At 58.4% G+C, this 14149-nt stretch carries 14 protein-coding genes; 9 read left to right on the top strand and 5 right to left on the bottom strand.

What is annotated here, in order from left to right:
* The first annotated feature begins 147 nt into the window (after window positions 1–147).
* Both ACR0DL_RS02565 and ACR0DL_RS02570 read left to right on the top strand, forming a co-directional pair.
* Window positions 148–1443 carry an adenylosuccinate synthase gene (locus ACR0DL_RS02565; RefSeq protein ID WP_170348284.1) on the top strand — a complete coding sequence of 432 codons (1296 nt, stop codon included), beginning with the start codon at window positions 148–150 and terminating at the stop codon, window positions 1441–1443.
* Window positions 1443–1685, top strand: coding sequence for a DUF2842 domain-containing protein (locus ACR0DL_RS02570; RefSeq protein ID WP_480687430.1), 243 nt, complete (start codon window positions 1443–1445; stop codon window positions 1683–1685). Before ACR0DL_RS02565 ends, ACR0DL_RS02570 begins: the two co-directional genes overlap by 1 nt.
* Window positions 1686–1764: 79 nt before the next feature.
* Here the strand turns inward: ACR0DL_RS02570 and ACR0DL_RS02575 are convergent, their stop codons facing one another.
* Complete coding sequence (locus ACR0DL_RS02575; RefSeq protein ID WP_480687432.1) at window positions 1765–3381, bottom strand: hypothetical protein; 1617 nt, start codon at window positions 3379–3381, stop codon at window positions 1765–1767.
* Window positions 3382–3502: 121 nt separating this feature from the next.
* On the opposite strand from ACR0DL_RS02575, the gene ACR0DL_RS02580 reads away from it, so the two are divergent.
* Window positions 3503–4210 carry a thiamine diphosphokinase gene (locus ACR0DL_RS02580; protein WP_480636229.1) on the top strand — a complete coding sequence of 236 codons (708 nt, stop codon included), beginning with the start codon at window positions 3503–3505 and terminating at the stop codon, window positions 4208–4210.
* On the opposite strand, the gene ACR0DL_RS02585 is transcribed toward ACR0DL_RS02580, so the two are convergent.
* The 4 genes from ACR0DL_RS02585 to ACR0DL_RS02600 are packed head-to-tail and all read right to left on the bottom strand — an operon-like array spanning window position 4155 to window position 7618.
* Window positions 4155–5069, bottom strand: a complete 915-nt coding sequence (locus tag ACR0DL_RS02585) for a DMT family transporter (protein WP_480687434.1) — start codon at window positions 5067–5069, stop codon at window positions 4155–4157. The genes ACR0DL_RS02580 and ACR0DL_RS02585 overlap by 56 nt on opposite strands.
* Window positions 5070–5109: 40 nt before the next feature.
* Entirely contained in the window at window positions 5110–5520 is a 411-nt protein-coding gene (locus ACR0DL_RS02590; RefSeq protein ID WP_425080855.1) for a GFA family protein, read from the bottom strand.
* 21 nt (window positions 5521–5541) lie between these two features.
* Window positions 5542–6915: an L-serine ammonia-lyase gene (locus tag ACR0DL_RS02595; protein ID WP_480687436.1), complete on the bottom strand. Its 1374-nt coding sequence runs from the start codon at window positions 6913–6915 to the stop codon at window positions 5542–5544.
* Window position 6916: 1 nt separating this feature from the next.
* Window positions 6917–7618 (bottom strand): glutathione S-transferase family protein, encoded by a 702-nt coding sequence (locus ACR0DL_RS02600; protein WP_480687438.1) that lies wholly within the window; start codon window positions 7616–7618, stop codon window positions 6917–6919.
* 167 nt (window positions 7619–7785) lie between these two features.
* Here ACR0DL_RS02600 and rpiA point away from each other — a divergent pair, with 167 nt between their 5' ends.
* The 6 genes from rpiA to ACR0DL_RS02630 all read left to right on the top strand — a co-directional run bounded on the left by rpiA (window position 7786) and on the right by ACR0DL_RS02630 (window position 14109).
* Entirely contained in the window at window positions 7786–8571 is a 786-nt protein-coding gene (rpiA, locus tag ACR0DL_RS02605) for a ribose-5-phosphate isomerase RpiA (RefSeq protein WP_170357830.1), read from the top strand.
* A gap of 270 nt (window positions 8572–8841) precedes the next feature.
* Window positions 8842–10200 (top strand): glutathione-disulfide reductase, encoded by a 1359-nt coding sequence (gene gor / locus ACR0DL_RS02610; protein ID WP_170348293.1) that lies wholly within the window; start codon window positions 8842–8844, stop codon window positions 10198–10200.
* Window positions 10201–10272: 72 nt separating this feature from the next.
* The gene (gene hflK / locus ACR0DL_RS02615) at window positions 10273–11415 is read left to right on the top strand and encodes an FtsH protease activity modulator HflK (RefSeq protein ID WP_170348294.1); all 1143 of its coding nucleotides are present in this window, start codon (window positions 10273–10275) and stop codon (window positions 11413–11415) included.
* Window positions 11415–12293, top strand: coding sequence for a protease modulator HflC (gene hflC / locus ACR0DL_RS02620; RefSeq protein WP_170348295.1), 879 nt, complete (start codon window positions 11415–11417; stop codon window positions 12291–12293). The genes hflK and hflC overlap by 1 nt, the downstream gene beginning before the upstream one ends.
* Window positions 12293–12487: a DUF2065 domain-containing protein gene (locus ACR0DL_RS02625; RefSeq protein ID WP_170348296.1), complete on the top strand. Its 195-nt coding sequence runs from the start codon at window positions 12293–12295 to the stop codon at window positions 12485–12487. The genes hflC and ACR0DL_RS02625 overlap by 1 nt, the downstream gene beginning before the upstream one ends.
* Before the next feature lie 185 nt (window positions 12488–12672).
* Window positions 12673–14109, top strand: a complete 1437-nt coding sequence (locus ACR0DL_RS02630; protein ID WP_480688464.1) for a DegQ family serine endoprotease — start codon at window positions 12673–12675, stop codon at window positions 14107–14109.
* Window positions 14110–14149 lie beyond the last annotated feature (40 nt).

A 14149-nucleotide genomic window follows, 5' to 3' on the forward strand; every position in this document is an offset into this window, starting at 1 on the left:
GGAGCCATACTTCATCTGGCCGAAACTATCCCCGCCGGAGGCACCGCACATTGCGCGGTTCTAAACTGCGGCGAATTACCGGTTTCCCTGCCGCTTTGACCCCGCTATATGAGCCGAGTTTGATAATTCAGCGCAAAAGGACCGGATATGGCCAATGTGGTTGTTGTCGGCGCCCAGTGGGGCGACGAAGGAAAAGGCAAGATCGTCGACTGGCTCAGCGAACGGGCAGACGTGATCGCGCGTTTTCAAGGCGGGCATAATGCCGGTCATACGCTGGTCATTGATGGTGAAGTTTACAAGCTGCATGCGTTGCCTTCAGGCGTCGTGCGGGGCGGCAAGCTGAGTGTCATTGGCAATGGTGTTGTGCTGGACCCGTGGCACCTGATCAAGGAAATCGGAACCATTCGGGCGCAAGGTGTCGATATCTCGCCCGAGACTCTGATGATTGCCGAGAACACGCCGCTGATCCTGCCTATCCATGGCGAACTGGACCGTGCGCGCGAAGAAGCTGCCAGCAAGGGCACCAAGATCGGGACCACTGGTCGCGGCATCGGACCGGCTTACGAAGACAAAGTGGGCCGCCGCTCTGTTCGTGTTGCCGATCTTGCTGATGAAGCCACGCTTGAGGCGCGCGTGGATCGTGCGCTGCAACACCACGACCCGCTGCGTAAGGGGCTTGGGATCGAGCCCGTTGACCGGGACGCGCTGATCGCCCAATTGAAAGAGATCGCGCCGCAAATTCTTCCGTTTGCCGCTCCGGTTTGGAAGGTGCTGAACGAAAAGCGCAAGGCTGGTAAACGCATCCTTTTCGAAGGGGCGCAGGGCGCGTTGCTGGATATCGATTTCGGCACATATCCCTTTGTGACCTCGTCCAACGTGATCGCGGGGCAGGCGGCGACTGGTGTGGGTATCGGTCCAGGGTCGATTGATTTCGTTCTCGGTATCGTCAAAGCCTATACGACCCGCGTGGGTGAAGGACCGTTCCCGACCGAATTGGATGACGCGGACGGTCAACGCCTTGGTGAACGTGGACACGAATTCGGCACAACCACCGGGCGTAAGCGTCGCTGTGGCTGGTTCGATGCCTGCCTAGTACGCCAGACTTGTGCGACCAGCGGTGTGAACGGCATCTCGCTGACCAAGCTGGACGTGCTGGACGGGTTTGAGACACTGAAAATTTGCGTGGGGTATGAGCTGGATGGCGAGCGTCTGGACTATCTGCCTACCGCAGCTGATCAACAGGCGCGCTGCAAACCCATCTACGAAGAAATGCCGGGGTGGAGTGAATCCACCGAAGGCGCACGCAGCTGGGCCGATCTGCCTGCCAACGCGATCAAATACGTACGTCGCGTTGAAGAGCTGATCGAGTGTCCCGTGGCCCTTCTTTCTACCAGTCCGGAGCGGGACGACACCATTCTGGTGACTGACCCGTTTGCCGACTGATGAGCGATCACGGCAATTCCGGTCTGAGCTACAAGGCCCGGCGGCGTTGGTCGCTGGTGCTGCTGTTGATTGGGCTTCCTATCTATATCGTGGCGGTTGTGACGGTGGTGAGCTGGCTCGACCGTCCGCCCATCTGGTTGGAACTGTTGGTCTACGTCGGATTGGGCATTGTGTGGGCGCTGCCGTTCAAGTTTGTCTTCAAAGGTGTTGGCAAAGAAGACCCAGAGCAAAACTCGGATTGATCACTGGCAATTCAGGTGATGAAGAGAAAAGAGCCAGAGTAACCTCTGGCCCTTTTTCCATTGTACTGGTTGGGGGGGATTATCCCGCGGCGCGCTCGTCATCCGGGCGGAACCCGATCTGGGTCGAGGCCGCGAAACGCCCGCCGCCCGCTTTTTCAATCTTTCCATCGCGCAGCAACTGACCGAAGGACCGCAGGCTTTCTTCGCGGTTGAAGTCATTTTGCTTGAGTGAGCGGATTTTGTTCATCAATTGCGGGCGCGAAAACTGTTCCTGACCTTCGATGAACGACAGGTAAGCGGCGGCAGCCTCAAGCAAGTCGGGGAGGGACTGCGCGCCCTGTTCCTGCGCGAACAGAGCAAAGCCACCTTCCTCGGGTGTTTCGTCTTCGGCTTCAGTTTCGGATTTGACGCGGCGAGGGGTAACTGGTCCGGCGTCCACGGTTTGATTATCGATGCGCTGTTCAGCGACCAGCTTAAGCGGGGCTGCATCGTCACTGCTGGGGCGCATGCTGGTGACCTGAATTTCCGGGCGGCGCGGGCTGACAACCGAGGAAAGATCTCCACGATAGCCCTGTTCCTCACTGTCCTGTGCTGTGGCCTTACCGTCGCCACGTTCAGCTTCGGTTGCGGCGACGGCCGCCCGCAGATGCGTGTAGGCCTCGCGCTGATCGCTGGTGTCCGGGTCGTTCAACTGTTCGCCGGCCTTATCCATCAGGCGCGATACGTCCCGATCCAGATCTGACGTTTCAGTGTCTGTATTGGCCGAGCGTTTTGCCAGCACAGCTTCCACGCTTGAAATCTCTTCCAGCAGGTCGACTTCATCCTCTTCCGTCAACACACCTTCGTCGGTGGCTTCGACGACGTATTCATCTGCACCGGCGTCGTCGAGAATGTTGGCCTCCTCTTCAGAACCGCTATTCGCAATGTCTTCAAGGTCCGAGAACAGCACGTCGGATGTGTCTTCCTCTTCTGCTTCGGTCTGGTCTTCCGATGTCGCGTCCAACACCTCTGAATCCAGATCCTCGGCTTCGACTTCCAGTGCAGGGGCTTCGGATTCTTCGATCTGAGGCATCTCAGCCTCGGCTACTTCTGTTTCCGGTGCTTCGTCTTGCGTTTCGACGTGCGCGCTGGCCTCTTCAGTGTCGTCCAGATCAGCGGGGTCAAGCGAACCAGCTGCGAAGGCCGCAGCCACTGCATCAGACGGAGCGGCGCTTTTCATCAAGGTCGTGTCTTCGTCTTCCGTGTAGATGACCGAGTTTTCTTCGGAGTGAGAGACAACGGCCCGGATGCGCTGCAACTTGGCGGCAATGCTGTCAGCGGCAGGTGCAGGGGCCTCTTCTACGGTTTCTGCGTCAGAAAAAACGGGCTGAGAAGAGGGCGGCGTGTCGATAACATTCAAACCCGGAGCGCTGGCGGCGGATTGGGGGGATGGAGCGTTTTCTTCGGTTGCGCGGATCAGCAGGCCAGAGTCGTTTTGACTGGCTTCGACCCTACGGGATGCGTCACGCTGCGCGATCCGTGTCAGCATTTCGGTGTCAGGCTGTGGGGGTTCAGAACCAAAGTAGCGATCATCAGCCGCGAGATCGCGGAAGTATTCGGCAATCGCTTTCATCGTTTCAAAGGAATCATCAAAGCCTTCCAAAGTGCACGAGAAGGTTCCATAAGAAACGGTCAAAACCTTGTTATTCTGTACCATCAGACGCACGTCCTCTACAAACTACTAGAGCCACCCACCCAATAGAGGGCACACCTATGGCTCGAAACTCTCTGCATGAACCTACCATTTTGTGGTCTCAATGTGTCCAAATCCGGGAAAAATGATCAATCTTAAAAAAAATCAGTCGATTGTACGGTCTGAGGAGCCAATCGCAGTGGTCGGAGGCGGAGAAATCGGTCCAGATGACCTAAATTTGGCGCTGATTCGCGTCAATACCGTTGTTGCCGCAGATGGCGGAGCGATCCCGCTGATGGATTCGGGGCGGATGCCGGATGCGGTTATCGGTGATTTTGATTCGCTGAGCAGCGCCTATCGCGACCGGATTCCGGCAGAGCGATTGTTTCCGATCCGCGAGCAGGACAGCACGGATTTCGACAAGACCCTGCGCAGTGTCGAGGCGCCGCTAGTGCTAGGGGTTGGGTTTCTGGGCGGGCGGCTGGATCACCAATTGGCGGTGCTGAGCGCGTTGATCCGACTTCAGGATCGTCCGTGCATTTTGCTAGGGGAGCATGAAGTCGTATTCCACGCCCCACCGCGGATCGCTTTTGACCTTTCACCCGGCGATGTGGTTTCGCTGTTTCCGTTTCAGAGGGTAACGGGGCGCAGCCGTGGATTGGAATGGCCGATTGATGATCTGGTGTTAGAGCCGAGCGGTCGCGTCGGGACCTCCAATCGCGCGTTGGCTGATGTAGAACTGGAGGTGGACAGGCCCGGCCTTTTGGTCATGGTTCCGCGCAACGCCTTGGATCAGATCATGCAGGCGTTTCTGTCGGAGCAGACCGGGCGTTGGCCCGCTCGTGCAGAATAACGTAAAGGCCCGCGGCGATGGTGATGGCTATGCCGATGGCCGCAACCCCGTTGGGCAGGTCGTGAAAGACGAGCCAGCCGAATAGGGTGGCCATTGGAATTTCCAGATATTGCATCGGGGCCAGCGTTGCCGACGGCGCAAAGCGCAGCGACCATGTCATCAACAGATGCGCGACGGTTCCCAGCAGCCCGATTGCGATCAGCAAAAGGTGAATGTCCGGGGGCGGTAAGATCAGCGATACGGCCCTACTGCCGCCGATTGTTCCGGCCAACAGAACTGGCAACATTAGGATTATAGCCATCATGCCCGATGCCGCTTGTAGGGTGATTGGGTCTGTTTCTTTGGCGATCTGGCGCGTCACCAGCATGAACAGGGAAAAGAGCAAAGCTACCACAAGCGGTAGCAGGGCTGCGGCCCCCACTTGTACAAAGCTGGGCTGAATGACCAGCAAGGTCCCAACAAAGCCAACGGCGCAGGCTATCAGGCGGCGTGGGCCAACGGTTTCCTTCAGTATGTATTTGCCCAGGATCAACATGATGAACGGCATGACAAAGACGATGGCGATCGCGTCGGCCAGCGGCAGGAAAAGCAATGAGCTGAACATGGCTGAAAGGGCGAGGATATGCAGAACCGTGCGAATAAATGTCAGCCACAGGATACGGCCACGCATGCGCAGGGATCGCCCGGTCAATACGGCCAGTGGGACCAGCACCAGCGCCTGAACGGCGAAGCGGACAAAGACAAGCATGCCGACAGGTGTGGTTTCGGCCAACAGCTTTGCCATCGCGTCGCCCATCGGCGCGATGATGCAAAAGCCAAGCATCAGGATGATGCCAAAGACCGGACGATCCTGTGTCATAAGGGCGACGCTACGGGGTTTGGGGTCCGGTGGGAAGCGTCTAGGGCAGGGGTTGAACCTTGGTATAGTCTGGACCGATGCAAGTGGGCAGGCCGTCACCCAGTTTCAGCCAGTTCAGCTTTTCCTCATGCGCCACGTGCAACGTTGGCTCCAACTGGTTCGGGTCTTCCAGTGTTGCCACGTACAGATGCAGCACGTCCGACATGGCTTGTGATCGGAATGATATCGGAGTGCCGCATTTGGGGCAGAAACTGCGGGTGACACCGGGCGACGAGGCAAAGGTTTTCGGCTCGTCCCCGGTCCAGCGCCACTGACCGTCGCGCACGCCGAAATAGGTGGTCATCGGCGCGGCGCATTGCCGTCTGCAACTGTCGCAATGGCAGGTAACGCAGGACAGGACCGGAGGCGTAACTTCGTACCGGATGGTGCCGCACAGACAATGTCCCCGCATGATATCCCCCTTATTGCGGCATCAGCAGTTGGGTACGTTCACAGCCAGGCCGCCCAGTGACGTTTCCTTGTATTTCTCGTGCATATCATGGCCGGTCTGGCGCATAGTCTCGATTACGGAATCCAGCGGTACGAAGTGTTTCCCATCGCCACGCAACGCCAGCGATGCTGCGGAAACGGCTTTGATCGCCGCCAGTCCGTTGCGTTCGATACACGGTACCTGCACCAACCCGGCAACCGGGTCACAGGTCATGCCCAAATGATGCTCCAGCGCGATTTCAGCAGCGTTTTCAACTTGTTCCGGTGTTCCGCCCATGACGGCACACAGGCCTGCCGCAGCCATGGCTGATGCGCTTCCGACTTCGGCCTGACAGCCCGCTTCGGCGCCAGAGATTGAGGCGTTATATTTAACCAGCCCGCCAATGGCGGCAGCGGTCAGAAGGAAATCTTCGATATGGCTTTCCGACGCGCCGGGCACGTGATCAAGGTAATAGCGCAGGACCGAAGGCATCGTACCTGCCGCGCCATTGGTCGGGGCGGTCACGACCTGCCCACCGGCGGCGTTTTCCTCGTTCACCGCCATGGCATAGACACTCATCCAGTCATTGATGGTGTGCGGCGCGTTCAGGTTCATGCCCCGCTCGGCCAGCAGAGCATCGTGAATGCCTTTGGCGCGGCGTCGCACGTTCAGGCCACCGGGCAAAATGCCTTCAGTATTCAGGCCGCGCTCGATGCAATTGTTCATAACTTCCCACAGACGCGCAGTGCCCTTGGCGAAGCTGTCGGCACAGCCGCGCGCGATTTCATTATCGCGCTTCATCTGAGCGATGCTTTTGCCGCTGGTCTTTGCCATCTCAAGCATTTCGGCGGCGGATTTGAACGGGAACGGGACTGGGTCGCCCTCGTCGGTTGCCTTGCCTTCGGCCAGTTCCTCTTCGGTCAGGACAAAGCCACCGCCGACCGAGTAGTAAACCTGCCGCAGGATCACATCGCCTTGTGCGTCGGTGGCCATCAGGATCATGCCATTGGCGTGGCCGGGCAGGTTGTTGTCATAGTCAAAGATCAGGTCGGTCTTTGGGTTGAACTGAAGCGTCGGCAACCCTTCGGGCGTCACCGAGTGCGTCTGGGATATTTCGGCCAGCGCGGCCTCAGCCTTATCGTTGTCGTAGGTGTCGGGCACAAACCCGGCCAGTCCCAGAATGGTGGCACGGTCGGTGGCGTGACCGACCCCAGTAAAAGCCAGCGAGCCGTGCAGCGATCCGCGCAGCCCCGCAAATTCGAACGGGGACGCGCGCATCATGTCCAGAAAACGCGCGGCGGCCACCATCGGCCCCATGGTATGAGACGATGACGGGCCGATGCCCACTTTGAACATATCGAAGACAGATAGAAACATATCAGGTAGCTGAGCCTTCTTCAGGTGTAGCGTAACGTGGTGAGGTGAACGGCGTAACCCCCAACCCCTCGGCCGCGATGGCGGCTTGGGTTGCGGGTCGGGAATCAAGCCGCGTCAGGATGTCCTGCAGATTGGGCGTGTCCCCGAGCTGAAACCAGCTGCGATCCGCGCTGGCGGGGTACAGCGCCATCCAACGCATTTGGCACGCCAGATAAAAGCTTAAAACCGATGGGGTGTCTGCCTGCAGCCAATCCGGCGCTTTCTGGGCTTCGGCATCCAGTACCTGCAAATGTTGGCGCAGGCGCGGGCGGATGCCTTCACGCAGGGTCTCGGCCCGCGCGGGGTCGATGTACTTTTCAGCATAGAAAAGAATGCGCAGATCGGCGTGCAGTGTGTTGGACGCAAAAAACAGCCATTTCAGAAACGCCGCCCGATCTGGGCTGTTGTGGGCAGGGGCCAGTTGCTTGTGCGTATCCGCCAGCCACAACAAAATGGCTGCCGTTTCAAAGATCGGTCCTTGCGGGGTGTCCAGCACCGGGATCAATCCATTCGGGTTCAAGGACCGATAGGCCGCGCTGTCCTGTTCGTTCCGGCGGCGGTCCACCAGTACGGTCTCAAAAGGAAGGCCCATCTCTTCCAACACCAGTCTGATCACCAGCGAGGCGTTGTCGGGGGCATAATGAAGGCGATAGGGCGCGGTCATGGCCCCTATGTAACTTGCGGGGCGAATGCCGGAAGCCTCGATTGCGACGTTTCCCTTCGGAAACGCGTATTTTCCACGCATGTTTACGCGTGATGGCGGCGATTTGGCACTCGCGGTTGGTGGCCGCATTTCGTATAAGTCTGGCAGTAATAAAGGGAAACGCTGCCATGACCCGTGATCTGTCACCCATCGATAACGCCAAATATGTCGCCGCTCGTCGCGCTGCTGACATGGTGCAAGACGGAATGCGTGTCGGTCTGGGGACAGGGTCAACAGCCGCTTGGATGGTGCGTCGCATCGGTGAGCGGGTCAAAAAAGAAGGGCTGCGGATCAAGGGTGTTCCGACGTCGATCCGCACCGCGCAACTGGCCTGCGAAGTCGGGATCGAAGTGGTCTCGTTGGATCAGGCGGGGTGGTTGGATCTGACCATTGATGGCGCGGATGAATTCGATGGCGAGCTGAACCTGATCAAAGGTGGCGGTGGCGCGCATCTGCAGGAGAAGATCGTCGCCACGGCCAGCGACCAGATGGTCGTCATCGCCGATGCCGGCAAAGAGGTCGAAACCCTGGGCGCCTTCCCTTTGCCGGTCGAGGTGATCCCCTTTGGCTGGCAAACCACCCGCACTTTGATCCAAGAGATGCTGGACACGATGGATGTTCTGGGCACTTCGGCCATGCTTCGGATGGATGGTGAAGCCCCTTTTGTGACAGATGAAGGCAACCACGTTTTGGATTTGCACCTGCAGCGCATCGGCAACGCGCGCCAGTTGGCGCTGGTGCTTAATCAGGTGCCAGGTGTGGTCGAGAACGGGTTGTTCATTGACATCTGTGACAAGGTCGTGATCGGCCACGGGGACGGCCGGGTCGAACTGCGCGACATCAACGCGGGTACCACCGAGCTGGACGAATTGGTGGACAGTGGTGAGAACCTGTTCTCGGATTTGGCTGACTGACGAATGTCAGAGCTTTCGGCATTACAATTCGGCGAAGTCAGTTTCCAAAAACCGGACGGCACATTCGAGAGCATGCCCCTCCAGTTGCAATCTATGGCGAAACCCATATCTGAGCGGTTCGTAAGGACGGTTGAGCATTACTGGCCGATTTTTTTGCGTCCTGGCAAGATCAACTGTCTCACCAGAACGGTCTGGACTGTGGTGAGCAATAAGATACACCCGTGGCGTCGCTTTGATGGCGCTTGCTGAAAACTGAAAGAGGCACGGTAAATGAGCTTTGATTATGATCTGTTCGTCATCGGAGGCGGCTCGGGCGGGGTTCGCGCAGCGCGTGTGGCTGCTGGTGAGAATGGCGCCAAGGTGGCGCTGGCCGAAGAGGATCGTTATGGCGGGACCTGTGTCATCCGAGGCTGTGTTCCGAAAAAGCTGATGGTCTTTGCCAGTGAGTTCTCAGGGACAATGCAGGACGCGCAAGCCTATGGTTGGGATGTTAAACCCGGCGGGCTTGATTGGAACACGTTCCACGACAAGCTGGTCGCGGAACTGGATCGGCTTGAAGGTGTTTATCGCAATATCCTGAAAAACAACGGTGTCGAAAGCTTTGATCAGCGTGCCCATGTGGTTGATGCGCATACGGTTGAGCTGGCCGATGGCACGCGTAAGACGGCCAAGCACATCCTGATCGCCACCGGCGGTCGTCCGGTCGTGCCCGAGTTTCCGGGCTCGGATCTGGCCATCACCTCAAACGAAATCTTCCATCTTGAGAAATTGCCTCAATCCATCTTGATCGTCGGTGGCGGCTACATCGCCAGCGAGTTCGCAGGGATCATGAACGGGATGGGTGTGAAGACCACTCAGTTCTACCGCGGCGCGCAAATTCTGCGCGGCTTTGATGAGGAAGCACGCGGCCTGATCTGCGAGGAAATGCGCCAGAACGGTATTGATGTACGTCTGGGCACCAATGTGTTGGAGATGACCAAGGAAGGTGACCAAATTCGCGTCAAAGCCACCGACGGCACCGAGGATCAATTCGATGTTGTCATGTACGCCACTGGTCGTGCGCCCAATGCCGACAACCTAGGGCTTGAGGCAGTGGGCGTTGAACGGGGTCGTAAGGGCGAGATCGTTGTGGACGAATACAGCCAGACGGGCGTGCCTTCGATCTTTGCAATTGGGGATGTGACAGATCGGGTGAATTTGACACCGGTTGCGATCCGCGAGGGCATGGCTTTTGTCGAAACAGTGTTCAAAGGCAACCCGACGCCGGTCGATCACGAGCTGATCCCGACCGCGATCTTCACCCAACCGGAGTTCGGTACCGTGGGATTGAGCGAGGAAGACGCTGCCGCGCAAGAACCGGTCGAGGTATATGCAACCTCGTTCAAGCCGATGCAAAAGGCGTTTGCGGGTGGAACGCAGCGGGTGCTGATGAAGCTGATCGTCAGTCAGGCGACCCGCAAGGTGTTGGGTTGCCATATCGTGGCACCGGGCGCGGGCGAGATGATCCAGCTGGCAGGAATCGCCGTTAAAATGGGTGCAACCAAGGAAGATTTCGACCGCACGGTTGCCGTTCACCCGGTTATGGCCGAAGAACTGGTGACAATGCGGCAACCTGTTCGCACTGCTTGATTTGCAAGCGCGCGCACACAAGTTACAAGGGACACCGTGATCACACGGTCCAACACGAAGGAACAGATACATATGGCGGGCAACAGCGGTGGCCCCTGGGGGGGCGGAGGCTCTTCTGGAGGCGGAGGAAATCGGGGTAATAATGGGGACGGACGCAAGCCTCCCGAAGGCGACGGCCCGCAGATCCCCGAGATCGATGAGCTGATGAAAAAAGGCCAAGAGCAGCTGCGCGTTCTGATGGGCGGTCGCGGCGGCGGTGGCCGTGGCGGCGGTCAGGGAGCGGGCGGCGGTGGTCCGGTTTTCACCAAAGGCACGGTGGTGATTGGTTTGCTGGTTGCCGCGGGTCTGTGGGGAGCTGCAAGCTTCTACACGGTCAAACCGGAAGAACAGTCGGTTGAGTTGTTCTTGGGTGAATTTTCGGCCGTTGGGAATCCGGGTCTGAACTTTGCGCCTTGGCCGTTTGTGACCGCCGAGGTGATCCCGGTAACCCGTGAACAGAATGAAGACATGGGCGGTGCGCGCGGCAGTGACGATGGTCTGATGCTGACTGGCGACGAAAATGTGGTCGACATCGACTATCAGGTTGTCTGGAACATCAACGATCCGGCTAAATATCTGTTTAACCTGCGCGATCCGCGTCAGACGATTCGGGCCGTTTCTGAATCGGCGATGCGCGAGATCATCGCGCAGAGCGAGTTGGCACCGATTCTGAACAGGGACCGGGGCATTATCGCAGACCGGTTGCAGGAATTGATTCAGCTGACAATGGACAGCTACGATTCTGGTGTGAACATCGTCCGCGTTAACTTTGACAAGGCTGACCCTCCACAGGACGTGATCGCAGCGTTCCGTGATGTTCAGGCTGCGGCGCAAGAACGTGACCGCCTGCAGAACGTTGCGGATGCCTATGCCAACCGCGTTTTGGCCGAAGCGCGTGGTGAAGCCGCACAGGTTCTGGAAGAGGCCGAAGCCTATCGCGCCCAGCAGATCAATGGCGCGCAGGGTGAGGCCAGCCGCTTTAGCGCGGTTCTGGAAGAATACTCCAAGGCACCTGACGTGACGCGCAAGCGTCTGTATCTGGAGCGCATGGAGCAGGTTCTGGGCGACGTAGACAAAATCATCCTCGACGAGAACTCGACAGGGTCGGGGCAGGGCGTGGTGCCTTATCTTCCGCTCAATGAGCTGCGCCGCAATCAGACTGAGGAGAGCAACTGATGCGTAAGTCACCTATTATCCTCATTCTGGTCGTGATCCTGGGCGTTATCGGCTTGTCCTCGATTTTCATCGTGGACGAGCGTGAGCGTGCGTTGGTACTGCAATTTGGCCGCGTCGTTGCCGTTAAGGAAGAGCCCGGTTTGGCGTTCAAGATTCCGCTGATTCAGGAAGTTGTGCGCTATGACGACCGTATCCTGTCGATCGACGTTCAGCCGCTGGAAGTCACTCCGCTTGATGATCGTCGTCTGGTTGTCGACGCGTTTGCGCGTTATCGGATTTCCGATCTGAACCGCTTCCGTCAGGCCGTCGGTGTTGGCGGTATCCCGGTCGCCGAGGATCGTCTGGATCGCATCTTGCGCGCCGAAACCCGCGAAGTGCTGGGTTCGGTTTCGTCTCGCGATATCCTGAGTTCCGACCGTGCCGCCTTGATGCTGCGCATCCGCAACAGCGCGATCGCCGAAGCGCAGGCGCTGGGCGTTAACGTCATCGACGTGCGCTTGAAAGCAACTGACCTGCCGCAAGCCAACCTTGAGGCCACCTTTGACCGGATGAAGGCCGAGCGTGAACGCGAGGCGACCGATGAACGCGCCCGTGGTAACGAGGCGGCCCAGCGAGTGCGCGCCCAGGCGGATCGTACTGTGGTTGAACTGGTGTCGGATGCTCGCCGTGAGGCCGAGATCATCCGCGGTGAAGCAGATGCCGAACGTAACGCGATCTTTGCCGAAGCTTACGGCGCGGACCCTGAGTTCTTTGAATTCTACCGCTCTTTGTCGGCCTATGAAAATGCGTTGGGCGGTAGCAACAGTTCGATGGTTCTGAGCCCGGATTCCGAGTTCTTCAATTACCTGAAATCGCCCACCGGGCAGGCTGGTCGGTAATGGGCCTGATCCTTCTGGCCTTCGGGCTGGTACTGATTGTCGAGGGGCTGGCCTATGCGCTGGCCCCTTCGCTTATTGAACGTATGCTTGAGGCGCTTCGGTCACTGCCTGAACAGGCCCGTCGTCTGGCCGGTCTGCTATGTGTTGTCAGCGGTCTGGTGTTGTTGTGGGGTGCATTTCAGCTCGGGTTTTGACACGTTGATTTCAATTGCCGGTGAATTCCCCGCGATCCCGAGTTGCGGGCTTGGGTAAACTGACTACATTGGTTTCCAAGAGGGGTTGCTATGCGGCACCCTTATGACGTTGTTCGACAAGGAGTTCCCAAGTGCAGGCACAAGCGCGCAGTATTTCCGTCCAAAAGGACGACAGTGTTGGTTTCATGCGGCTGATGTGGTTGGCCTTTGCGGGGATGTTGCTTGTTCTGGCCCAATCCGTCGCCGCGCAGGCGCGGAGCGAAAGCCTGGCGCCGCTGGCCGAAAAGATCAGCCCGGCAGTGGTGAACATCACCACATCGACCCTGATCGAAGGGCAAACTGGCCCGCAAGGGATCGTGCCCGAGGGCTCTCCGTTCGAGGATTTCTTTCGCGAGTTTCAGGACCGAGATGGTGAAGAGGGCGACCGCCCACGCCGCAGCAATGCGCTGGGATCGGGTTTTGTGATTTCCGAGGACGGTTATATCGTCACCAACAACCATGTTATTGCGGAAGCTGATGAAATCCTTGTGGAATTCTTTCCAGGCGACGGTCAGCCCAAGAAAGAGTTGCCCGCCAAGGTGATTGGCACAGATGAAAAAACAGACATCGCGCTGCTCAAGGTCGAAGCTTCGGGCCCGCTACAATATGTGCAATTCGGTGACAGCGACATTGCGCGTGTGGGGGATTGGGTGATTGCCATGGGTAACCCGCTGGGGCAGGGCTTTTCTGTTTCGGCTGGTATCGTTTCGGCCCGCAACCGGGCGCTGAGCGGTTCTTATGACGACTATATTCAGACGGACGCAGCCATTAACCGGGGGAACTCGGGCGGGCCGCTGTTTAATATGAACGGCGAGGTGATCGGCGTGAACACCGCGATCCTGTCGCCCAATGGCGGCTCCATCGGGATCGGGTTCTCGATGGCGTCCAACGTGGTCGTTAAGGTCGTCGACCAACTGCGCGAATTCGGTGAAACCCGCCGTGGCTGGCTGGGCGTGCGCATTCAAGACGTGACCGAGGACATGGCCGAGGCGATGGGGCTGGACAAACCCGGCGGCGCGCTGATCAGCGATGTACCGGACGGTCCGGCCAAAGATGCGGGCCTGCTTGCGGGTGACGTTATCCTCAGCTTTGACGGGGTCGAGGTCGAAGATACGCGCGGTCTGGTGCGTCAGGTGGGCGAGACTACGGTTGGCAAGTCGGTTCGTGTTGTGGTGCATCGCGACGGGGGCACTCAGACCGTTTTGGTCACGCTGGGCCGTCGTGAGGAAGCGGAACGCGCGGATGGCGAGGAAGAGGAAACACCAGATGCCGTGCCTGAGGAAAACGCCGATATTCTGGGTCTGACGATTTCACCCCTGACGGATACGTTGCGCACCGATCTTGATTTGGATGCGGAGGCAGAAGGGCTGGTTGTGACTGCGGTGGACGAAGCGTCCGAAGCTTTTTCCAAGGGGCTGCGCGCCGGTGATCTGATTACCGAAGCCGGTCAGCAGAAGGTCAGTTCGATTGAAGATCTTGAGGCCCGTATGGAAGAAGCGCGTGAGGCAGGCCGCAAGTCGTTGTTGTTGCTGGTACGCCGTGGCGGTGAACCGCGCTTTGTGGCGCTGAGCCTGGGCGAGTAACTGACACCTAAATAAACCAAAAGGCCGGGGTCATCGCTCC

Source organism: Ruegeria sp. BB5 (assembly GCF_056539405.1).